Below are 20,908 nucleotides of genomic sequence, written 5' to 3'. Positions count from 1 at the left end.
TCAGGCGGCGGGTGCCTCGATGTAGCTGAGGGCGTTGTAGATGGTGCGGTCGGGGTCGGTGATGGCGCGCCGGCCGTGCATGACGCGGGTGTTGTCGATGACGGCGGCGTCGCCGTCCTGCCAGTCGAGGTTCTCGGTGAGGCGGGCGGTCACCTCTTCGACCTCGGCCAGCAGCTGCGGGGACAGGGCGGTGCCGTCGGCGAAGGTGATGGTGGGCTTCTCGTAGTTGAAGGAGGGGCCCAGGATGCTGTTGGCGAAGGAGGGGCGCGGCCCGAACACGGTGGTGCCGGCCGCGGGAGTGGTGAAGGCGTAGCGCACCCCGCCGTCGGTCTGCGGCACGATCTCGGTGCCGGGCAACTGGCCGGCCAGCGCGAGGAGTTCTTCGACGCCGATCTCGTCGGCGGGTTTGGTGCGGCCCAGCAGGTGGTGGGCCATCGCCCGCCACTGCGGCTCGGCGACGTAGCGGCTGTAGACGATGTCCTGGGCCGCGAACGCGGTGCGGGCCTTAGGGCTGAGGGCGTCCCAGACGCGGTAGCCGTCGCAGACGGTGGTCTGGGAGCCGGAGGAGGCGGCCTTCTCGCAGAAGAACCAGGCGAGGTGGGAGCGGAAGGGGCTGTTGCCGTTCTCGGTGTGCAGGCCCACCTCGTCGAAGCCGGCGTCGACCTTCTGGGCGACCTCGGAGTAGAAGTCGCGGGCGGGGTCGAGGGTGGTGGAGGTGGAGGTGTGCTGCACCAGGGCGGTGAAGGCGTCCATGTCCGCGCCGAAGCCGCGCAGCAGCAGGAAGCCGGCCTGGGAGAGCAGGTCGCGCAGTTCCTTGGGGTCGATGCCGTCGAGGCCGCCGGGGCCTGCGGGTTCGACCAGCAGGCCGCTGCCGGTGCCGTAGGGGGTGATCTTCATAGCCGTGCTCATCTGGATTCCTCCGTGGATACCCCAGCCTTCGGGCTGGGGAGGAAACGGACTCCTGCGGAGCAGGGCAAGGGAAGACGATTCGCCGCCAGGGCGGATCGTCGTTCACCAGCAACTGCCCGCGGATGTAGCAGCGTTGCCACGCTCGGCCGGTGATATCCAAGCTGGCCGGGTCTACCGCCGGGCTGGCGGGATTTCAGGTCTGTGGAGCTGGCGTGTGACTGCTGGGCGTAGCGATGTCCCCCGCCGTTGATTCGGGGCAGCTGCTGTCTGAGAAGCAGAAAGCTCAACCCGCGAGGGAAGAATCCCCCTGCTTCAGCTGGGGGAGATGTCAAGCCTTCTCCTTGGTCTCGCCGCCGCGGGGGGCCGGGGTGCGGGGCTGTTCGAGGACGTACGCGCGCACGACGTCGCGGCGGGGGCGTCCGGTGACGGTGAAGCAGGTGGCGTAGGCGGGGTCGTTCTCGGACATGAGGTGGACGACGGCGGCGCGTTCGATGCCGGAGAGTTTCCGGCTGCCGAAGTCGGTGATCTCGCGGCGGGCGGTGGCGGGGTCGAGGCCGGCGTCGATGACGAACAGGCCGTGGACCTGGTCGAGGCCGTCGGCGACGACGGCGGCCTCGCGGACGAAGCCGAGTTCGCGGTAGCGGGCCTCGACCCATTCGGGGGCCACGTTGCGGCCGCCCGCGGTGATGACGAGGTTCTTCTTGCGTCCGGTGATCCGCAGATAGCCGTCGGCGTCGATCTCGGCGAGGTCGCCGGTGTGCAGGCGGCCCTGGTCGTCGACGACGACGCTGGAGGGGTCCTCGCGGGTGTAGCCGGCGAACAGGGAGGTGCTGCGGATGAGGAGTTCGCCGTCCTCGGCGAGTTCGGCGTGCACGTGGTCCAGGGGGCGGCCGACGGTGCCGAAGCGGACGGCGCCGGGGAAGTTCCAGGACACCACGGAGGAGTTCTCGCTCAGTCCGTAGCCCTCGTGGACGGTCAGCCCGTAGGCGTCGAGGCGCTGGAGGATCTCCGGGGGGACGGGGGCGCCGCCGCAGGCGACGAAGACCGGCCCGTCGTGTCCGAAGATCCGCCGGTGGCGCTCGTGCACGTGCTCGCCGGGCTGCTGGTCGCACAGGGCGAGGAAGAGGCCGGCGACGGTGGGCGGCACGACCAGGGCGGTGGGGCGGGCCGCTCGCAGCAGGGTGAGCATGCGGGGGGCGGCGTCGGCGGCGGTGCCGACCAGGGCGGTGCCCGGCGGCAGGAAGGACACCGAACCGCCCGCCAGGAAGGGCATGTAGAGGCCGGCGACCTGCTCGATGAGGAGGCTGAGCGGGACGATGGACAGATAGCGCTCGAAGATCTCCGGGCGGGTGCGGGCGCGCAGCGAGGTGAGGAGTTCGTCCAGGCCGTGCCGGCGGATCTGTACGCCTTTGGGGGCGGAGGTGGTGCCGGAGGTGTGGATGACCTTGACGATCTGGTCGTGTGCGGGGATCTGCGGGGGCGCGGCGGGGCGGGGGGCGCGGGTGAGGGCGGGCAGGTCGAGGGCGAGGGCGGGGCAGCCGTCGGGGAGGACGGGCTGGGGGGTGCCGGCGCGCCAGCGGGCCAGGGCGGCTTCGCCCGCGCTGTCGGTGAGGCACAGGTCGGCGCTCTGCAGGAGGGAGGCGGCCTGCTGTGCGGTGAAGGCGGTCGGGACGGGGATCTCGACGGCGCCGGCGAACAGGGCGGCCAGGTCGGCTACGACCCATTCGGGCGAGTTCTCCGCGAGCAGTCCCATCCGGGCCGGCCGGCCCAGCAGCCGGGCCTGTTCCTGGAGCCTGGCGGCCAGTGCGAGGGCGGCGCCGATCAGGTCGCGGTAGCTGAAGGTGGCGGGCCGGCTGCCGTCGGCGGCCAGCACGCGGACCATGACGGCGTCGCTGGCGGCCCGTTCCAGGAGTCCCTGGGCGAGGGACAGGCGGGTGGGGGTGTCAGGCGGCACGGGTGAGCACCCCCTGCTGCGGGCGGTTGCTCAGCAGCCGCATGTCGACCGAGGTGAAGCAGTAGCGGCCGATGGCGGCCAGCAGGAGGGTGGACTGTTCGGCGGCCTCGGCGTAGCCGACGACGGGCCGGGTGTCGTAGTAGGAGCCCCAGGCGGCCCGTTCGCCTTCGGGCAGGCGTTCCGCGCTGGCGTCGGCGAGGGGGTGGAAGACGCAGCCCAGGCGTTGCATGAGGGCGGCGAGCCGGCCGGTCATGGTCATCACCGCGTACGGGCGGCCCAGGCAGGCCATGATCAGCGGGATCGCCTTGATGATCTCGGCGCCGGCGGCGGCCCGTACCGAGGCGATGGAGCCGATCTGCAGGACCTGGGAGCGTTTGACGGGGGCGCCCACGGCCCGGGTGATGACGTCTTCGACGGGGGCGTCGAGGTAGCGCTCGAGCAGGATGCTCTCTTCCTCGGGGAAGGACAGGCCCGCGCAGGCGAGGACTTCCTCCTGGCCGTCGGCGGCGGTCTCGAAGAAGGCGAGGAAGCCGTCCGGGTCGGGCGAGATGCTCGCCTGGTACTGCTTGGCGAACACCAGCCGGGCGAGGTCCGCGGCGGTCTGCCAGTCCGGGGTGCCGCGCTCGGACAGGGTGATTCTCATGTGCTGCGCTCCCTAACAGGGTGGGGTGTCACGCGAGGGGGGCTCATCGCCCGAGCGCCGCGGAACGGTGTGCCACCGGCCGGGCGTTCACGGCGAGTTGGGCGGCCCGCAGGGCGCTGTTGATGGAGGTCTCGGCGAGGATGCCGGGGGCGGCGACGCTGTCGCCGGCCAGGTACACGCCGTCCCCGCGGTCGACGGCGGGCCTGTCCCGCCAGCTGAGGCCGGGCAGGTCCAGGGCGCCGGTGCGGCCGCGGGAGACGCCTTCGCGGCGCCACAGGATGCGGGTGCGCCAGCCGGGGGTGGTCAGGTCGAAGAGTTTCTCCAGCCGGGCCAGGGCGTCGGCCTTCGACTCGCCGGGCCGCAGTGGCATCTGTCCCTGGAAGAGGGCCTGGCCCTTCGGGGCGAGGGAGGGGTCGTGGTCGGAGTACTGGGAGGTGAAGCCGCCCTCGTCCATGTCGAAGGAGACGTTGCCGTCCTTCTTGGAGTGGGTGACGGCCATGTCCAGCAGGGCGGCGGTGCCGCTGGGCCATTCAAGGCCGGGGTCGCCGAGCAGGCTGCGTGCGGAGGCCAGCGAGGTCGCCACGATCACCGGTCCGCCGGCGGGCAGTTCGCTCAGCCGTGAGCCGGTCTCGATGACCACGCCGCGGGCGCGGGCGACGCGTTCCATGCGGGCGATCAGCGCGCCCCAGCCGCCGATGAAGTAGCGGCTGGGCAGCGGGAAGCGGGGGGTGCCCACGCGCAGCAGCCGCTCCCACACGAAGGCCGCCGACAGCCGTCCGGGGTCGCCGTCGAAGAGGATCGGGCCGAGGAAGCCGAGGGCCTCGTTGACGGTCTGCTGGGCGAAGCGTTCGCTGGCCCAGTCCTGGAAGGAGCGGTCGACGGGTACCTCGATGCCGCGGTGGCGCCAGGTCATCTTCATGTAGCCGGACGGCAGGGTCATCCGCAGCCGGCCCTGGTGGCGAAAGCGCATCCGGGTCCACTCGTGGAAGGACAGCCGCACGTAGCGGCCGGCCAGGCCGCGCTGCAGCAGCCAGTGCCAGGCGTCGCCGTTGTCGAAGAAGGTGTGCGGCCCGTCGTTGGTGACGTAGGGGCCGGCGGCCGAGCGGGCGCGGCCGCCGGTGTGGGAGTGGGCCTCGTGGACGGTGACGCGGGCGCCCTGTTCGGCGGCGGAGATCGCCGCGGTCAGGCCGGCCAGTCCGCCGCCGATGATCGTGATGTTCGCCATGGTTATCGCACTCACTTCGCCTTCGAAGGCCCGCGGGCCGGGGTCGGGGGTCAGCCGTCGAGGGTGGCCATGGCACCGACGGGGTAGCGGTCGCCCGCCGTGGAGCCGTGGGGGGCGATCTGGTCGAGGGCCGCGAGGTCCTCCGCGCTCAGTTCGACGGCGCAGGCGGCGAGGTTCTCTTCCAGGTAGGTGACGCGTTTGGTGCCGGGGATGGCGACGATGTCGTCGCCCTGGGCGAGCACCCAGGCCAGCGCGAGCTGTCCGGCGGTGATGCCCTTGGCGGCGGCCAGCGCCTGCAGCTGTTCCACGATGTGCAGGTTCGTCTCGAGGTTGCCCTGCTGGAAGCGGGGTGCGATGCGGCGGAAGTCGTGTTCGGCGAGGGCGTCGAGGCTGCGGATGGCTCCGGTGAGCAGGCCGCGGCCCAGCGGGCTGTAGCCGACGAAGCCGATGCCCAGGTCGCGGACGGCCGCCAGGACGCCGTTGGCCTCGACGTCGCGGGTGGACAGGGAGTACTCGGTCTGTACGGCGGTGAGCGGGTGCACGGCGTGGGCGCGGCGGATGGTGGCGGCGGACGCCTCGCAGATGCCGAGGTGGCGCACCTTGCCGGCGGTGACGAGGTCGGCGAGTGCGCCGGTGGATTCCTCGACGGGGACGGCGGGGTCGACGCGGTGCAGGTAGTACAGGTCGAGGTGGTCGGTGCCCAGCCGGCGCAGGGTGGCGTCGATGGAGGTGCGGATGTAGTCGGGGCGGCCGTTGAGGCGGCCGGTGATGGTGCCGTCGGCGGTGACTTCGTTGCCGACCTTGGAGGAGACGGTGATGCTGTCGCGGCGGCCGGCGATGACGCGGGCGACGAACTCCTCGTTGCTGTGCGGGCCGTAGAAGTCCGCGGTGTCCAGGAGGTTCACGCCCAGTTCCAGGGCGCGGTGCGCGGTGCGCAGGGCCTCCTGGTCGTCGGCGGGCCCGTAGGCGAAGGTCATGCCCATGCAGCCGAGTCCCTGCTCGGAGACCTCCAGCCCCTGGCTGCCGAGTTTTCGTTGCCGCATCGTCGGTTCCTTCCTGAGCCGTGCACGGGGCGGTTGTCGTCCGGCAGTGACTGTCTAGCAGTGACAGTGTGGGTGGCATTGCTAGAGAAGTGGTGGGGTGCCGGTCCCCCGGTCCTCGAAGGGCCCGTCAGCCGGCGGTGGTCAGTTCGCTGGTGACGGACATCCAGGTGTGGCCCGCCGGGGCGGCGTTGGCGGCCAGGTGGGTCCACGGGTCGGTGCCCAGCACCGCGGCCGTTTCCTGGCGCAGCCAGGAGTCGAAGGGGTCGGCGGAGGCCGCAAGGCGGCGGGCGGCGCCCTGCGGGTCGCGGGCCTCGATCCGGTGGACCAGCACGTCCTGGCCGCCCAGGGGCTGGAGGGCGAAGGACTCCTGGAGGATGCCCGCGCGGCGCCGGGAGGCTTCGTAGGCGCGCAGTTGCTTTCCGGCGAGCTCGGCCTGAAGGGCGTGCCAGGCGCCGGCGGCGCCGGGGGGCAGCGGCAGCAGGGCGCCGGCGCTGGTGACGGTGCGGCGGGCCGCGGTGCGGGCGCCGTTGCGGGCGGCGGGGGCGAGGCGGCGCAGGCCGAGGACGGCCAGCATGTTGGATTCCACGCCGATGCCCCAGCGTTCGGCGATCAGGCCGTCGGCCAGCAGCCGCCACACCACGACGCCGGTGAACTCGATGGCCTGTCCGGTGGGCGGTGCGCCGAGGAAGTCGCCGAGGTGGGTGCCGCGCCAGGTGTTGTGGATGACGACGTGGTCGCCGTGGGCGCTCATGTCCTCGATGGTCACGTGCAGGTCGGGGAAGCCCTCGCGCAGGCCGGCGATGGTGTAGCGGACGCCTTCGAGGCCTTCGGGGGCGCCGGGCAGCGGCTGGTGGTCGACCATGTGGGGGCTGTAGATCTCGTCGACGACGGAGAAGTCGCCCTGGTTGACGAAGGCGTCGAAGACCCGGCGGATGGTCTTCTTGTTGCGTTCCTCCACGCTGCGGGCGGTGCGCTCCGTCTCGTGTATCGACACGTTCTCTCGTCCTTCGCTCTCGGCGCCCCGCGGGTTGCGGGGGGCGCAGGTCACAGGGGCGGCGGGCGGGTGCCCGGGGCGGGTGTCCGGGGCGGGTCAGCGGCCGGGGAAGGGGGCGTCCCAGGTGAGGGTGAGGCCCGCGTACAGGTAGCGGCTGGCCTCGATGGCCAGCAGCAGGACGGTGTCGCCGGGGCGGATGCGGCCCTCGCGCCAGCCGGCGTCGAGGGCGAGGGGGACGGCGGCGGAGCCGGTGGCGCCGACGTCGGTGAGGTTTTCCACGATGGTCTTGTTCAGGGTGGCCTGGTCGGCGGCCGACAGTCCGGCGGCGGCGTACTCGCTGGCGAAGTACTCGGCGTTGCCCTCGGGCAGCACGCATGCGTCGAGGTCGCTCAGGGCCAGGCGGGAGCGGGTGAGCAGGTCGTGGATGCCCTCGACGAACACGCGGGGGCCGAACTGGGCGGTGCCGGGGATGTCGAGGCGGATGTCCATCAGGCGGGGGCGGCGCTGCTGTTCGGCGAGGGGGGCGTCGGTGCCGCCGCCGACGATGAGCATGCCGGGTTTGCGGGCGCCGCCCAGGGAGCGGGTGGCGAAGACGGGGTGCGGGCGGCCGTGCGCGGAGCCCTCCTCGCCGGCGCGCAGCACCAGGGCGCCGGCGCCGTCGCCGAAGGTGTAGACGGTCAGCCGGTCGCGCATCCGGACGCGTTCGGGGTCGCGGCCCAAAAAGACGGGGGCCAGCAGTGGGGAGACGGCTTCGGCGCCGATGACCAGGGCGGTGGTGTAGGTGCCGTCGGCGAGCAGGCGGCGGGCGATGTCGTGGGCCTGGACGGCGCCCACGCAGCCGGCGCGGACCTCGATGACGGCGCAGTTCTCCAGGCCGAGCTGCTGCTGGACGTAGGTGGCGGCGACGGGCAGGAGGTAGTCGGGGCTGGCGGTGGACAGGACGATCAGGTCGATCTCGCCGGCCTGGACGCCGGCTCGCTCGAGGGCCTGGCGGGCGGCGGCGGTGGCCATCTGTGAGGTGCTGGTGGTGTGGGCGCCGGTGGCCGGGTCGACCATCCAGTGCCGGCGCTTGACCTGGATGCCGTCCAGGACGTCGGCGGGCAGCGGGCCGCAGAAGCGGGCCAGGGTGTCGTTGTCGAGGGCCTCGCCCGGCAGGTGGGCGCCGGTGGCCAGGACCGAGACATGGCGTGCGCGGGGTTCGGCGGGCGGGGCGGCCGGGGTGTGGGGCATGGTCAGTTCTCCGTTGCGGGACGCAGGACGAGGCTGATGTGGGTGCCGCCGAGTGAGGAGCTGTTGATGAGCACCGGTCCCGCCGCGGTGCCGCCGGCCGGGGTGGTCCAGGCGGTGAGGGCGAGGAGGGCGGCCAGCTGGGCGCCCGCGCCGACCGGTTCGCCCAGGGTCTGTTTGGGGGTGTGCACCGGGCAGCCGGCCTCGGCGGCCAGCCGGCCGGTGGCGAGGGCCTCGGGGGCGTCCGCGCGGGTGAGGCCGGCGGCGTTGGCCCAGATGCCGGTCAGCTCGCCGGGGGTGAGGCCGGCGTGGGTGAGGGCGGCGCGCATGGCGCGCTCGACGCCCTCGCCCTCACTGTTCCAGCGGCCGATGCCGGCCGCGTCGCCGGCGGTGGCGTGGCCGGCGAACTCGGCCAGGATGCGGGCGCCGCGGGCGCGGGCGCTGGATTCGCGTTCCAGGACGAGGGCGATGCCGGCCTCGGCCAGGGTGTAGCCGGTGTCGTCGAACAGCGGCAGCTGGCGGTAGGCGGCCAGCACGCCCGGGGAGAGGTCCTCGACCGCCGGGCACAGCACCGCCTCGGCGCGGTGCTGCAGCAGCAGGTCGTGGGCGACGGTCAGGGCGGAGGCGCCGGCGGCGTGGCCGGTGGTGACGGTGGAGGTGGGGCCCTTGGCGCCGACGTGCATGGCGACCTGGCCGGCGGCGGCGTTGAAGACGGTGTTGGGGAAGACGGCGGGGCTGCCGTGGGCGGGGCAGCCGCCCAGCACCGGCAGCAGGAAGTCCTCGATGCTGCGCATCGGGCCCAGTCCGGTGCCCAGGACGACGCCGGTGTGCTCGTCGGCCTGAAGGCCGGCGTGGGCGAGGGCGGCGCGGCAGGAGGCGACGGCGAGCTGGGAGAGGCGGTCCATGCGGCGCCGGTCGCGGGCGCCGATGTGGGCGGCGGGGTCGAAGACGGCGCGGGCGACGCGCAGGCCGTCCTCGTCGGTGCCCAGCCGCCGTCCCTGCCGCCAGGCCTCCCACAGCGCCTCGAGGCCTTCGCCGGCGGGGGTGAGGGCGGCGCCGCCGGTGATGACGACCTTCTCGGCGGCGGGCGGGGCGGGGACGGTGAAGCGCCGTCCGGAGGGCCAGCCGAAGGCGACGCAGGCATTCGCGCCGGCGAAGGCGAAGTTGTTGGACAGGGCGGCGTTCATGGCCAGTTCGCGGCCGGTGTCGGGGACCGCGTCCAGGCCGCACTTGGGGTCGGTGCCGGTGAAGTTGGCGGTCGGCGGGGCGGTCTGTTCGACCAGGGCCTTGACGGTGACGATGGCCTCGACCGCGCCGGCCGCACCCAGCAGGTGGCCGATCATCGACTTGGAGCTGCTCAGGGCGGTTTTCTGGGCGGCCTCGCCGAACGCGGCGCGCACCGCGTTGGACTCGGCGGAGTCGTTCTTGGGGGTGCCGGTGCCGTGGCCGTTGATGTAGCCGACGTCCCCCGGGGTGATGCCGGCGGCTTTCAGGGCGCCGCGGATGGCGCGGGCGGCGCCTTCGCCCTCGGGGTGCGGGGCGGTGGCGTGGTAGCCGTCGGCGGACAGGCCGTAGCCGAGGACCTCGGCCAGGACGGGGGCGCCCGCGGCGCGGGCCACCGACTCCTCGGCCAGCACCAGCATGCCCGCGCCTTCGCCCAGGGACAGGCCGTCGCGGTCCTTGGAGTAGGGGGCGGCGGGTTTGGTGGACAGCGACTGGAGGCTGGTGAAGCCGGCGAACGCGGTCTCGGTGAAGGCGTCGCTGCCGCCGGCGAGCATCGCGTCCGCGCGGCCCGCGGCGATCGCCTCGGCGGCGTGCGCGATGGCGTGCGCGCCCGAGGCGCAGGCGGTGTTGACGGACAGGGCCGGTCCCTTGAGAGCGAAGGCGGCGCTGAGTGCCTCGGCGATGGCCTGCGGGGGGACCAGCAGGTAGTGCAGGGCGTCGTCGGGCAGGGTGGTGCCCTCGCGGCTGCGGCGGGCGAGTTTCTCGGCGCTGCGCAGGCCGCCGTTGCAGGAGCCGAACGCCACCCCCCAGCGTTCGGCGGGCAGGCCCGCAAGGCCCGCCTCCTGGAGGGCTTCGGCGGCGGCGGTCAGCGCGAAGTCGACGGCCGGTTCCCGTTCGCTGCCGCCGAAGGCGGCCAGGTAGTCGTAGGCGGGCCGGGACAAGGGGGGCACTTCGCCGCCGATGGCCGTGCCGTAGCCGTCCATCGGCAGGCCGGTGACCGGGCCGATGGCCGAATGCCCGGCCCGGATGCCCTCCCACAGCGCGGCGGCGCCCTCGCCCTGGGCGGTCACGGCGCCGACACCGCAGACCACCACGGTCCGGGGCCGGGCCGCGGTGTCCGGCCGTATGGCGTGGTCGTGGACGTCGGTCATGGCCGCACTCCTTTCGGATATGGCGGGTGTTGCGGGTGTGTCTGTCATGAGGTCCGTCCCAGGGCGACGGCGACGGCCTGGCCCTCCAGGCCGCGGGCCAGGGCCAGGGCGCTGTCGGGCCGGGTGTGGCGGGGGGTGAGGGGGACGTAGTCGAGGTCGCACTCGGCGGCGGGGTGGTGGAGGTTGAGGGTGGCGGGCACGGTGCCGCTGTCCAGGGCGAGGGCGGCGACGGCCGCGTTCAGCGCGCCGGCGCCGCCGACGAGGTGTCCGGTCTGCGGTTTGACGCTGCTGATCTGGGCGGACTTGGCGGCCGTGCCGAGGGCGTCGTGCAGGGCGACGGTCTCGCTGGCGTCGCCCTGCAGGGTGGCGCAGCCGTGCGCGGCGATGTAGCTGCCGTCGGGGAAGGGCCGTGCGGCGTCGGTGAGGGCGCGGCCGATGGCGCGGGCCAGGCCGCGGGCGCGGGGCTGGGGGCTGGGCGGGCGGACGCAGTCGTTGCCGGCGCCGAAGCCGGTGATCTCCGCGTAGCAGCGGGCGCCGCGGGCCAGGGCGTGTTCGCGTTCCTCCAGGACCAGGAGGGCGGCGCCCTCGCCGAAGACGGAGCCGGAGCGGTCGCGGTCGAAGGGCCGGAAGGCCTCCTGGCCGAGGTCGGTGCGGGTGCTCAGGACGCCCAGGCCGTCCATCTTGGACATCGCCCACCAGCCGGTGGCGTCGTCGTAGCCGCCCGCGAGCACGATGTCGGCCTCGCCGCGGCGTACGGTGCGCATGCCCCGGCCGATCGCCATCGCGCCGGAGTCGGCGGTGCCGGCGAAGTAGGCGTTGGCGCCGCGGATGCCGTACTTCTCGGAGATGTGGAAGGCGGCGGCGGGCTGCAGTCCCTCGACGAAGAACAGCGGGGCGATCACCGAGGAGGCGCTCTGCCCGAGCTGGTGCAGGTCGGGGGTGCCGTCGTCGGCGCGGACGGCCTGCAGCTGGGCGATGAGCTCGTCCATGCGGGGCATTTCCTTGTTGCTGCCCAGGAACAGTCCCGTGCGCTGTCCCAGGTCGCTCCCGTCGTCCAGGCCCGCGTCGCGCAGGGCGAGGGTGGCGCCGGCCAGGGCGAGCTGGTCGCCGCGGCACAGCATGCGCAGGGTGCGGCGGGAGGCCCACTGGGCGGGGGTGAAGGAGGGGATCTCGGCGCCGATGCCGGTGCGCAGCGGGGCGGGGTCGTAGGCGCGCAGCGCCCCGATGCCGCAGCGGCCCTCCAGCAGGCTGTGCCAGGTCTCGGCGGCGCTCTGGCCGATCGCGGTCATCAGGCCGATGCCGGTGACCATCACGCGGCGGCGCTGCTCGCTCATGCTGTGCCCTCCCGGGTCGTCTCGTCGCTGACCAGGGCCAGCACGCGGGCGGTGGCGACCACCCGGCCGCCGGCCCGGGCGGTGGCCCGGCACTCGGTGCGGTGCGGGCCGTGAGCGGTCACCTCGACGGTGAGGTGGACCTGGTCGCCGGGGCCGACGAAGTGCTTGAAGCGCACGCCGCGCACGGCGGCCAGGCGCCAGGTGCCGGGGCCCGCGGCGGTGCGGGCGAGCGCGGCCATGCTCTCCAGCAGCAGCACGCCGGGCAGGACGGGGTGGCGCGGGAAGTGGTCGGTGAAGCAGGTCAGGGTGGCGGGCACGTTGCGCACGGCCGCCGCCCGCTCGCCGACGACGGCCTCCAGCAGCCGGTCGAACCCGCCCAGCCCGCCGCCGGGTACGGCGGCGGCCGTGAATCCCGCGCCGGAGACGGGGCCGGGGCCGGTCGTGACGGTCGTGGATCCCGCGCCGTCGCCGGGGCCGGGGGTGGGTCCGGGGACGGGTACGGGGGTGGGGGTGGTTGTGGGTCCCGCGGCGGGGACGGTGGTGGTCATGTGTCCTCCCGCGGGGCGCCGACGACGAGGCTGGTGTTGCTGCCGCCGAACGCGAACGCGTTGATCAGGGCCGCCGTCACCGGCATCGGGCGGGCGGTGTGCGGCACGTAGTCGAGGTCCAGGCCGCGGTCGGGCCGGTCGAGGTTGACGGTGGGCGGGACCAGGGAGTGGCGGATCGCGCCGAGCGCGGCCAGCACGCCCAGGCCCAGGCTGGCGGAGGTGAGGTGGCCGGCCATCGACTTGGGGGCGCTGACCACCAGACGGCGGGCGTCGTCGGCGAAGACCTTCTTGATGGCGACCGTCTCGGACTGGTCGTTGCCGTGGGTGCTGGTGCCGTGCGCGACGACGTAGTCGATGCCGGCGGTGCCCAGCCCGGATTCGCCGATCGCCGCCTCCATGGCCTGGACGGCGCCGGAGCCGTCCGGCGGGGAGTCGGTGATGCGCCAGGCGTTGAGGGTGGAGCCGTAGCCGAGGACCTCGCCCAGAATGGGCGCGCCGCGCTCGCGGGCGGCGTCGAGGTCTTCGAGGACGACGGCGACGGCGCCCTCGCCGATCACGAAGCCGGAGCGGTCGGCGTCGAAGGGCCGCGAGGCGTGCTCGGGATCGTCGTTGTGACGGTCGGTCAGCGCGCCCAGCAGGCTGAAGCCGAGCAGGTCGAGCCAGGTGGTCAGGGAGTCGTAGCCGCCGGCGACCATCAGCCGGGCGTCGCCCTCCTGGATGGCGCGGTAGGCCTCCCCGATGGCGTGCCCGGAGCCGGAGCAGGCGGTGGAGATCCCGATCATCGGCCCGGTCGCGGACATCATCCGGGCCATCGCGCTGAGCGGCACGTTCTGGTCGTCGGTGAGGGTGACGGCCGGGGGGTGGCACAAGAACGCGTCCGCGCGGCCGGTGGTGGCGCGCAGGTGGCCGACGTCCAGGAGGGCCTGCAGCTCGGGGCGGCCGACGCTCGCGCCCATCGCCACCCCGCGCTCGCCGAAGTCGTACACCTCCTCCCCCAGGTCCTCGGCCCGCGCGGAGCGCAGCGCCTCCCAGGCGGCCGCGACACCGAACAGGCCCACCCGGGAGAGGTGTTTGCGCCCGATGCGGGCCGGGATCGCCGCGGCCGGGTCGAAGTCCTTGACCTGGGCGGCGATACGGACCGGGAAGCCGGCCGCGTCGAAGGTGGTCAGCGGTCCGACGCCGCTGCGGCCGGCGGCCAGGCCCTGCCAGGTGGTGCCGGCGTCGTTGCCCAGCGGGGTGACGGCGCCGACGCCGGTGATGGCTACACGGGTCATCCCACCGGCCCCCCGCCCTGCAGCTGGTGCGCCATGCGCCGGGTGGCGGCCGGGTCGTCGAGGCGTTCGGCGTCGATGAGCGCGCACAGGATGCCGCTCGCCTCGAGGACGTTCTCGCCGTCCACAGTGACGGTGCCGTCCAGCAGGGCGGCCTCCTCGGTCATCGACTCGACGGTGGCGTGCATGCGCAGCACCTCGCCGGGGCGCACCGGGCGGTGCGCGGTGGCCTCGCCGACCGCCAGCAGCGCGGCGCGCAGCCGGTGGTCGGTGGAGAGCATGATCAGCCAGGTGGCGGACTGGCACAGGGCCTCCAGGGCCAGCCCGAAGGGCAGCGCGGGCCCGTCGCCGGTGTCCTGCCAGTAGGTCTCCTCGGCGGAGGTGACCTTGCGCGCGGTGATGTGCTCGCGGGGCGCGCAGGTCTCGATCCGGTCGATCAGATGGAATCGCATCGTCGTCTCTTCTTCCGTTCCCTCACGCGTCCGTTACGGGCGGCCGATGCCCAGCTGGGCGGAGAACCCGCCGTCCACGCAGAGCAGTTCGCCGGTGGTGTAGCCGGAGTCGGGGCCGGCCAGGAACACCGCGGCCGCGGCGACCTGGCCGGTGGTGGCGAACCGGCGCAGCGGGATCTGGCGCTTGATGCTCTTGCCGCCGTCGCGCTGCAGCACGCCGTCCACGAGTTCGGTCGGGGTGAACCCGGCCAGGACCGCGTTGACCCGTATGCCGAAGCGGGCGAGTTCGACGGCGGCGCAGCGGGTGAAGGAGTTCAGCGCGCCCTTGGAGGCCGAGTAGTTGGCCTGGCCGATCCAGCCGCGTTCGCCCATCGCGGAGGAGATGTTGACGATGGTGGCGTCGCCGCGGGCCATGAACTGCTCCAGGACGGCGTGGGTGCAGTGCCAGGCGCCGCCGAAGTTGGTCTTCATGACGTTGAGCCAGGCGTCCGGCGGCGCGTCGTAGATGAGGCCGTCGTCGCTGGTGCCCGCGTTGTTGACGAGGATGTCGAGGGGGCCCAGGAGGCGGGTGGCCTCCTGCACCAGGCGGGCGGCCTGCTGCGGGTCGGCGACGTCGGCGCCGACGGCCGCGGCCCGGCCGCCCGCCGTCTCGATCTCCTTGACGACCGCGGCGGCGTCCTCCTGGCGGGAGCGGTAGTTGACGGCGACGGCCGCCCCCTGCTCGGCCAGGGCCAGGGCGATGGCCCGGCCGATGCCGCGTGAGGCACCGGTGACCAGGGCGGTGCGGTCCTTCAGCTTCATCTGTCTCTTCCCGTTTCTGCTACGAGGGGGCGGTGGCCGGCCGGGGCCCGCGCGGGCGGGAGGGGCGGCGGGGGTGCGGGACGCCGTTGGCCCGCACCGCCACCAACCCCGGGGAGGGGTCCGGGTTCAGGCGGCGTGCTGGGCCGCGGCCCGCTCGGTCAGCAGGTCGGTGAGGTTCTGCACGGTGAACAGGCCCAGCACGCCCTCGGCGGTCAGCGGCTCGCTGAGCTGGCTGCGGTCGAACTGCGGCAGGACCTTCTCCAGGTGGGTGAGGCCGGTGTCGTTGACGACCTCGTTCTCGTCGCCGAACTCCTCGTCGGGGATGCCGCCCTGCAGCAGGGCGGCGATGTCGGCCACGGTGATCTTCACCTTGGTGGCGCGCTCGATACGGAAGAGGATGTCGAGCAGGTCGATCGACTCGGCACCCAGCTGCCCGAGCAGGGTCGCCTCGGGCACGGCCTCGGCCTCGTCGATGCCCAGGGCGTCGGCGATGGCGGCCTGGACCGCGGAGAAGTAGTCGGTCGAGGTGGGGGTCAGGGTTTCGGACACCGTTGGCTGCCTTTCGGATGGGTCGTTCCGCCGGTACCGGCCCGGGGGCCCGCACCGGACGGACGGGAGAGGAAAAAGAAGAGAAGAAGAGGAGGAGGGAGAGATGGGAGAGAAGGGAAGAGAGGCGGCGGGAGGGACGGGACTGGAGGGGGCGGGAAGGGGCGGGGCGGCACGAGGGACGCTGAGGGGCACTGAGGGGGCTGGGACCGGGGCCGGCCGGAGCCGGCGGGAGTGGGTGGTGGGCGGGAGTGGGTGGTGGGGGCGGGCGGGGGCCGGTCCGTGCGCCGGGTCAGGCGGCGGCGCCAGGGGCGGGCTGCTGTCCGAGCTCGCGCAGCAGTGCGGAGATCCGGCGTGCGTCGTGGGTGCTGCGCACCACGGAGTGGACGCCGGTGCGGTTGGCGAAGCCGCTGAGCACCCGGCCGGGACCGACCTCCAGGCAGCCGCCCACGGTGTGCGCGGCCGCGGCGCCCAGCACGTCCGCCCACCGCACCGGCCCGGCCAGCTGACGGCGCAGCAGATCGCGGGCGTGGCCGCCGTCGCGCACCAGGGTGCCGGTCACCGAGCTGATCACGGGCAGCCGGGGCGCGCTGAAGCGCACGCGCTCCAGTTCGGCGGCGAACTCGTCCTCGATCGCCCGCATCAGCGAGCAGTGGAAGGGCGCCGAGACCTTCAGCGCCACCGCCCGCTCGGCGCCCGCGGCCAGCGCCCGGCGGGCGGCCTCCTCGACCGCGGGGCGCTGCCCGGAGATCACGCTCTGGCCCGGCTCGTTGTAGTTGGCGATCTCCACCACGCCCAGCGGGGCGCAGTCCGCGCAGATCTCCTCGATCCGGGCGGCGGCAAGGCCCAGCACGGCCGTCATCGCCCCGCCGACCCGGCGGGAGACCCCCGCCATCAGCTCGCCCCGGCGGCGCACCAGTCGCAGCGCCGCCTCGGCCTCCAGCACCCCGGCGGCCACCAGCGCGGGGTACTCCCCCAGGCTGTGCCCGGCCACCACGGCGGGCACGAAACCCGCCTCCTCGCGCAGTACCTGAAGGACCGCGAGGCTGGTGGCGACGATGGCGGGCTGGGCGATCTCGGTCGGGGCCAGCTCCTCCTCCGGCGCGGTGCTGCACAGCGCGGTCAGCGGCAGGCCGGTCGCGTCCTCGGCGCGGGCCAGGACGCGTCCGGCGGTGCGGGGGTGTTCGCGCAGCAGATGCCCGGCCATGCCCGCGCGCTGCGAGCCCTGCCCGGGAAACATCGTGAAGAGATTGTCGATCATCCCCGTTCCTGCCTCACTGAGTTGTCGGAAGAACCGTCGGAAGAACTGCCGGAAGAACTGCCGGAAGAGCTGTCCGAAGACCTGGAAGAACGGTCCGGGAGAGCGGTCCGGGAGAGCTTTTTGCGGAGCCGGAGAAAGGTCACCGGGCCGTCGGCGAGCGGTGCTTGATTCTGTGAATCTGCCACGGGGTTCTGGCGCATTCCTTGAATGCGTCTGGACCGGCACTACGGCGCCCGGCAATCAGCCACTAACTTGCTGGCATGGTGAGGATGAGTGCAGACGAGCGGCGCCGGAGCGTCATCCGCGCGGCCGTGAGCGAATTCGCCCGGGGCGGGTACGACGGCACGTCCACCGAGGCCATCGCCCGGCGTGCGGGGGTGTCGCAGCCGTACCTCTTCCGGCTCTTCGCGGGCAAGCGGGCGCTCTTCCTCGCGGCGGCGCGGTGCTGCCTGGCCGACACCGCCCGGCTGTTCACCGAGGCCACCGAGGGCCTGGCGGGCGAGGAGGCGCTGCGCGCCATGGCCAACGCGTACACCCGCGTCATCGTCAAGGAGCCGGAACGGCTGCTGATGCAGATGCAGGTCTACGTCGCGGTGGCGGCGGGCGAGGCGGACGGTGACGCGGCGTTCGGCGAGGCGGTCCGGGCCGAGTGGCGGCGGCTGTGGGACACCGTCCACCGGCCGCTCGGCGCGGACACGGGCCAGACCACCACGTTCATGGCGTACGGGATGCTGGTCAACGTCCTGGTCTGCCTGGGGTTTCCGCCCGGGGACCCGCTCTGGGACGGGCTGTATCCGGCGGCGCGGGCCGGGGCGCGGCAGCCGGGCGCCCTGCAGCGGCGGCCGGCTGCCGGCTGACGCCCGCCGGGCGGGCGGGCCGGTGGCCGTACGGCCACCGGGCTGGGCCGGGCCGGGAACCAGGGCCGATTCGGGCCATGGCTGACCCGTGACCCGTGGCCCGTGGCCTGTGGCCTGTGGCCTGTGGCCCGTGGCGGCGGGTACGGCGGCGGGATCGGGGTCCGGTCCGCTGAACCCGGAACCCGGCCCCGGGCCGCCCGCGGCCCGTGAGCCAGGGGCCACGGGGAGGGCAGCCGGGGCTGGATCTCCGGTCCCGGTCCCGGACCATGTCCCGGTCCCAGCCCAGCCCGGTGGCCTGTGGCCCGTGGCTCAGGGGCTGTGGGCCGGGTCCCGTCCGCGGGGTCGCGGCCCGCGGGCGCGACAGCCGGTCCCAGGCCCGCAACCGGGCCTGGGACCGGGGGTTTTGGGGCGGGGGTCCGGGACGTGGGGGCGGGAGCTAGTCCACGGTGGCGGTCGGGGCGGGGGCGGGGCGGGAGGCCGAGGCCCAGCGGGTGCCGTAGGCGACCTGGCCCTTCTCCGCGGCGGCGAAGGCCTTCGTGTTCCAGTTCTTGCGCATGAACGCCTCGCGCGCCCGGATCAGCAGCGGGTTGTCCACCGCGCCCATCCGCCCGATCCGCCAGGCGATGCGCTGCAGCGGCGCGGTACGGGCGCGGCGTTCGCGCTCGTAGCGGCGCAGCGCGGCGATGGGGTCGTCGGCGTGCTCCAGGTGCTCGGCGAGGACCAGGGCGTCCTCCAGGGCCTGGCAGGCGCCCTGGCCGATGTTGAAGGTGATGGGGTGCGCGGCGTCGCCGAGCAGGGTGACGCGGCCCTGGCCCCACCGGCGTTCGGGGCTGCGGCCCTCGACGTCGCCGCGGATGATGCCCTCCTCGGGGGTGGCGGCGAGGATGTCGGCCACCGGGCCGCCCCAGCCGCGGTGGCGGCGCAGCAGCATCTCCCGCACGCCGGGCGCGTCCCGTCCGCCCGCGGGCCCGTTGGCCACGCTCATCCAGTGGACCAGGCCGGGTGCGACGTCGTAGTAGGTGAAGCGGGTGCCGGGCCCGAACATCGCGTTGAAGGTGCCCGGCGGGATGTCCGGGTGCCGCAGGGGGGAGCGGCCGCGCCAGGCGATGTAGCCGCTGTAGCGGTTGCGGGCGGGGCCGAAGAGGGCGTCGCGGACCGTGCCGTGGATGCCGTCGGCGCCGATCAGCAGGTCGCCCCGTTCGCTGCCGCCGCCGGCGAACCGTACGGTGACTCCGTCCTCGTCCTGTTCGAAGGCGGTCACGTGGGCCCCGGTGCGCACCGGGGAGCCGTGCAGGGCCTCGCGCAGCACGCCGTGCAGGACGGAGCGCTCGACGGCGATCGTGGGCGCGCCGTAGCGCTCGACGAAGTCGCCGACCGGCCAGGCGCCCAGCACCTCGCCGCGGTGGGTGCTGAAGTGCGCGACCTGCTGGGCCGGGGCTGTGCGCAGGACCTGTCCGGCCACGCCCAGGCAGTCCAGTGCGAGCACGCCGTTGGTCCAGATGTGCAGGCCCGCGCCTCCGTCGCGCAGTTCGCCGGCCCGTTCGAAGACGACGGGCTCGAGGCCGGCGCGCTGGAGCGCGAGGGCCGCGGCCAGGCCGCCGATCCCTCCGCCGGCGATGAGTACGCGACGGGCACGTCCAAGGGCCATGGGTCTGTCTCCTCGTGGCTGTCCGGGCGGATGTCCCCGCGGGGAGGGGACGGCGCTCCGCTGCGGCCCGGGGTGCTCCCTCGTCCTTGCGGAATCCCCTGCGGACCACTGGAGTTGTCAACGCTAGCATTCGAAGCACTGAACTTGATAGTGTCGGCAGTACATCTAGCGTTGATAAATCCACGTGGCGGCAGGCCATGTGGCAACCGGCAGACGGACAAGGGTGGTTGTGATGGAAACCCTCGTACAGACCCTGGCCGTGGTGGCCACGATGGCCAACGCGGTGGTCTACGGCACCGACGTCTTCTCCGCGATCGTCCAGCGGCCGGCCCTCGCGCACGTCGACGACGCGGTGCTGACCAGCACCATGGGGCAGATCCACCGTTTCGGGGACCGCCGGATGCCCGTCCCGGGCGTCTTCGGCCTGCTCGCCACGGTGGCCACGGCCGTCGCGGCCGGGTTCGGCGGCCATGTCACGGCGGCCGTCGCGGCCGCCGTCGCGGCCGCCGCCCTGGTGGTGTGGCTGGCCGTCTACAACAAGGTGAGCGCGCCGGTGAACAAGGAGCTGACCGACGCCGCCCTCGACTGCCGCACCGCGCCGAATGCGCGGGGCCTGCAGCGCACCTGGGACAGCGTCATCAATGCCCGGGTCGTGCTGCAGGCGGTGGCGCTGGGCGCGATGTGCGTGGCGCTCGCGGCGTCCTGACACCGCAGAATGCGGGCGCCGCACAGGACGGGAAGGGGGTGGGGAAGAAAACCCGCGGGTCTCCTCCCCCACCCCCTTCCCGTCCGCAGCAACCCCCTACTGCAGGGCGATGCTGCCCAGGACGGACGCCTCGGTGTCCTCGTCCAGGCCGTCGGTGATCTCACTGCCGAATGCGGGGCTGAGCTCCGGCTCGTTTCCTGCGGGATTCTTCTTCTTGCTGACCACGGTGGTGTCCCTTCGGGCGCGGGCGGCCAATACCGTACTGAGATTCACGAACCATCACGCCGCGCGTCAAGGCGCGTTTTGCCGCGTCCGCCGGAATTCGAGGCACCCTCGAGAAAAAGGGGCACGAAATACGGCGGAGCAGCGGGGAATACCGTGTCCCCTGCCGGCCGGACTCCGGGCCCGCCCGGGCAGCGGCCGGCCAGGGCCGCGAACCCAGCCGTAGCCGGCGCCCGGTGCACGGAGCCGCCCGCCGCGGAGACAGCCCGGGCACCGTCCCCCGGCACGGCGCACCGGTGGTTACGCTCCCCCGCACCCGTAGAGCTCGTCACAGGATCCTGTTGTGCCCTGGCCGGGCGTGACCGGTGTGCTGATCCGGCCGCTTACGGGGGATGAGTGCTCGGCCGCGGATTGCGGTGCCGGACGGGCTGTGTCTGCAGGGCATCCTGTACGTCCTCTGCAACTGCATCGTCTGGAATTCGTGCCGCCGGAGCTGGTTCAGGTCTGGCCGGATCTGCCGGCGGCGCCTGGATCGCGGGCAACAGGCCGGCGTCTTCGACCAGTTGCACCGCATCCTGCTTGCCGGACTGCACGCTGCGGGCACACTCGACTGGTCGAGGGCGTGCGCGGACGGCTCCCGCATGGGCGCGGAAAAGAGGAGGCCAGGACCGGCCCGTCGCCGGGCCGACCGGCGGCACCATCCGATCCGCGACGGGCGCGGCACCCCGCGGCTCGGCGGCAAGGGCTACGACTCCAACCCCGGCCGCCGCGAGTTGCGTCGGCGCCGCATCCTGCCGGTGTCCCGCAAGGGTGCCCCCGGCGTCAAAGGGCCCGGGTCGGGTCTCCGCCCGGCGGAGACCCGACCCGGGCGGTGCCCGGTGCCTGGTGCCTG

The 20,908-nt window shown here is 73.8% G+C and carries 19 protein-coding genes; 2 read left to right on the top strand and 17 right to left on the bottom strand.

Going from position 1 to position 20,908, the window contains the following annotated elements:
- The 15 genes from ACIQTP_RS32485 to fabD all read right to left on the bottom strand — a co-directional run bounded on the left by ACIQTP_RS32485 (nucleotide 1) and on the right by fabD (nucleotide 16,583).
- Complete coding sequence (locus ACIQTP_RS32485) at nucleotides 1-909, bottom strand: TauD/TfdA family dioxygenase (protein ID WP_403406706.1); 909 nt, start codon at nucleotides 907-909, stop codon at nucleotides 1-3.
- 328 nt (nucleotides 910-1,237) lie between these two features.
- The gene (locus ACIQTP_RS32480; protein ID WP_403406703.1) at nucleotides 1,238-2,863 is read right to left on the bottom strand and encodes an AMP-binding protein; all 1,626 of its coding nucleotides are present in this window, start codon (nucleotides 2,861-2,863) and stop codon (nucleotides 1,238-1,240) included.
- Nucleotides 2,853-3,506, bottom strand: coding sequence for a thermostable hemolysin (locus ACIQTP_RS32475; protein WP_075032267.1), 654 nt, complete (start codon nucleotides 3,504-3,506; stop codon nucleotides 2,853-2,855). Before ACIQTP_RS32475 ends, ACIQTP_RS32480 begins: the two co-directional genes overlap by 11 nt.
- Before the next feature lie 43 nt (nucleotides 3,507-3,549).
- The gene (locus tag ACIQTP_RS32470) at nucleotides 3,550-4,785 is read right to left on the bottom strand and encodes an FAD-dependent oxidoreductase (protein ID WP_403407012.1); all 1,236 of its coding nucleotides are present in this window, start codon (nucleotides 4,783-4,785) and stop codon (nucleotides 3,550-3,552) included.
- The gene (locus ACIQTP_RS32465) at nucleotides 4,782-5,774 is read right to left on the bottom strand and encodes an aldo/keto reductase (protein ID WP_403406700.1); all 993 of its coding nucleotides are present in this window, start codon (nucleotides 5,772-5,774) and stop codon (nucleotides 4,782-4,784) included. The genes ACIQTP_RS32470 and ACIQTP_RS32465 overlap by 4 nt, the downstream gene beginning before the upstream one ends.
- Nucleotides 5,775-5,901: 127 nt before the next feature.
- Nucleotides 5,902-6,768, bottom strand: a complete 867-nt coding sequence (locus ACIQTP_RS32460) for an ester cyclase (protein ID WP_403406697.1) — start codon at nucleotides 6,766-6,768, stop codon at nucleotides 5,902-5,904.
- A gap of 96 nt (nucleotides 6,769-6,864) precedes the next feature.
- Nucleotides 6,865-7,998, bottom strand: coding sequence for a 3-oxoacyl-ACP synthase III family protein (locus ACIQTP_RS32455; RefSeq protein ID WP_403406694.1), 1,134 nt, complete (start codon nucleotides 7,996-7,998; stop codon nucleotides 6,865-6,867).
- Between the two features lie 2 nt (nucleotides 7,999-8,000).
- Nucleotides 8,001-10,370, bottom strand: a complete 2,370-nt coding sequence (locus tag ACIQTP_RS32450) for a beta-ketoacyl synthase N-terminal-like domain-containing protein (protein WP_403406691.1) — start codon at nucleotides 10,368-10,370, stop codon at nucleotides 8,001-8,003.
- Between the two features lie 44 nt (nucleotides 10,371-10,414).
- The gene (locus tag ACIQTP_RS32445) at nucleotides 10,415-11,704 is read right to left on the bottom strand and encodes a beta-ketoacyl-[acyl-carrier-protein] synthase family protein (protein WP_403406688.1); all 1,290 of its coding nucleotides are present in this window, start codon (nucleotides 11,702-11,704) and stop codon (nucleotides 10,415-10,417) included.
- Nucleotides 11,701-12,252: a 3-hydroxyacyl-ACP dehydratase FabZ family protein gene (locus ACIQTP_RS32440; RefSeq protein WP_403406685.1), complete on the bottom strand. Its 552-nt coding sequence runs from the start codon at nucleotides 12,250-12,252 to the stop codon at nucleotides 11,701-11,703. Before ACIQTP_RS32440 ends, ACIQTP_RS32445 begins: the two co-directional genes overlap by 4 nt.
- Entirely contained in the window at nucleotides 12,249-13,526 is a 1,278-nt protein-coding gene (locus ACIQTP_RS32435; protein WP_403406682.1) for a beta-ketoacyl-[acyl-carrier-protein] synthase family protein, read from the bottom strand. Before ACIQTP_RS32435 ends, ACIQTP_RS32440 begins: the two co-directional genes overlap by 4 nt.
- The gene (locus tag ACIQTP_RS32430) at nucleotides 13,523-13,975 is read right to left on the bottom strand and encodes a 3-hydroxylacyl-ACP dehydratase (protein ID WP_075032274.1); all 453 of its coding nucleotides are present in this window, start codon (nucleotides 13,973-13,975) and stop codon (nucleotides 13,523-13,525) included. Before ACIQTP_RS32430 ends, ACIQTP_RS32435 begins: the two co-directional genes overlap by 4 nt.
- 33 nt (nucleotides 13,976-14,008) lie before the next feature.
- The gene (locus tag ACIQTP_RS32425) at nucleotides 14,009-14,776 is read right to left on the bottom strand and encodes an SDR family oxidoreductase (protein WP_328508429.1); all 768 of its coding nucleotides are present in this window, start codon (nucleotides 14,774-14,776) and stop codon (nucleotides 14,009-14,011) included.
- Nucleotides 14,777-14,902: 126 nt separating this feature from the next.
- Nucleotides 14,903-15,325, bottom strand: a complete 423-nt coding sequence (locus ACIQTP_RS32420) for an acyl carrier protein (RefSeq protein WP_225900738.1) — start codon at nucleotides 15,323-15,325, stop codon at nucleotides 14,903-14,905.
- Nucleotides 15,326-15,614: 289 nt separating this feature from the next.
- Nucleotides 15,615-16,583 (bottom strand): ACP S-malonyltransferase, encoded by a 969-nt coding sequence (gene fabD / locus ACIQTP_RS32415; protein WP_403406677.1) that lies wholly within the window; start codon nucleotides 16,581-16,583, stop codon nucleotides 15,615-15,617.
- A 260-nt stretch (nucleotides 16,584-16,843) separates the two neighbouring features.
- Between fabD and ACIQTP_RS32410 the strand changes: the two genes are divergently transcribed.
- The gene (locus tag ACIQTP_RS32410; protein ID WP_403406674.1) at nucleotides 16,844-17,440 is read left to right on the top strand and encodes a TetR/AcrR family transcriptional regulator; all 597 of its coding nucleotides are present in this window, start codon (nucleotides 16,844-16,846) and stop codon (nucleotides 17,438-17,440) included.
- A 436-nt stretch (nucleotides 17,441-17,876) separates the two neighbouring features.
- Here the strand turns inward: ACIQTP_RS32410 and ACIQTP_RS32405 are convergent, their stop codons facing one another.
- Nucleotides 17,877-19,088, bottom strand: coding sequence for an FAD-dependent monooxygenase (locus ACIQTP_RS32405; protein ID WP_403406671.1), 1,212 nt, complete (start codon nucleotides 19,086-19,088; stop codon nucleotides 17,877-17,879).
- Nucleotides 19,089-19,320: 232 nt separating this feature from the next.
- On the opposite strand from ACIQTP_RS32405, the gene ACIQTP_RS32400 reads away from it, so the two are divergent.
- Nucleotides 19,321-19,794, top strand: a complete 474-nt coding sequence (locus ACIQTP_RS32400) for a DUF1772 domain-containing protein (protein ID WP_402050259.1) — start codon at nucleotides 19,321-19,323, stop codon at nucleotides 19,792-19,794.
- Between the two features lie 96 nt (nucleotides 19,795-19,890).
- On the opposite strand, the gene ACIQTP_RS32395 is transcribed toward ACIQTP_RS32400, so the two are convergent.
- Nucleotides 19,891-20,067 carry a hypothetical protein gene (locus tag ACIQTP_RS32395; protein WP_403406668.1) on the bottom strand — a complete coding sequence of 59 codons (177 nt, stop codon included), beginning with the start codon at nucleotides 20,065-20,067 and terminating at the stop codon, nucleotides 19,891-19,893.
- Between the last annotated feature and the right edge of the window lie 841 nt (nucleotides 20,068-20,908).

The organism is Streptomyces sp. NPDC090798, from assembly GCF_044768965.1.
In the GTDB taxonomy this organism is placed as follows: Bacteria; Actinomycetota; Actinomycetes; order Streptomycetales; family Streptomycetaceae; genus Streptomyces.
This window is presented reverse-complemented; position numbering and strand designations above follow the sequence as displayed.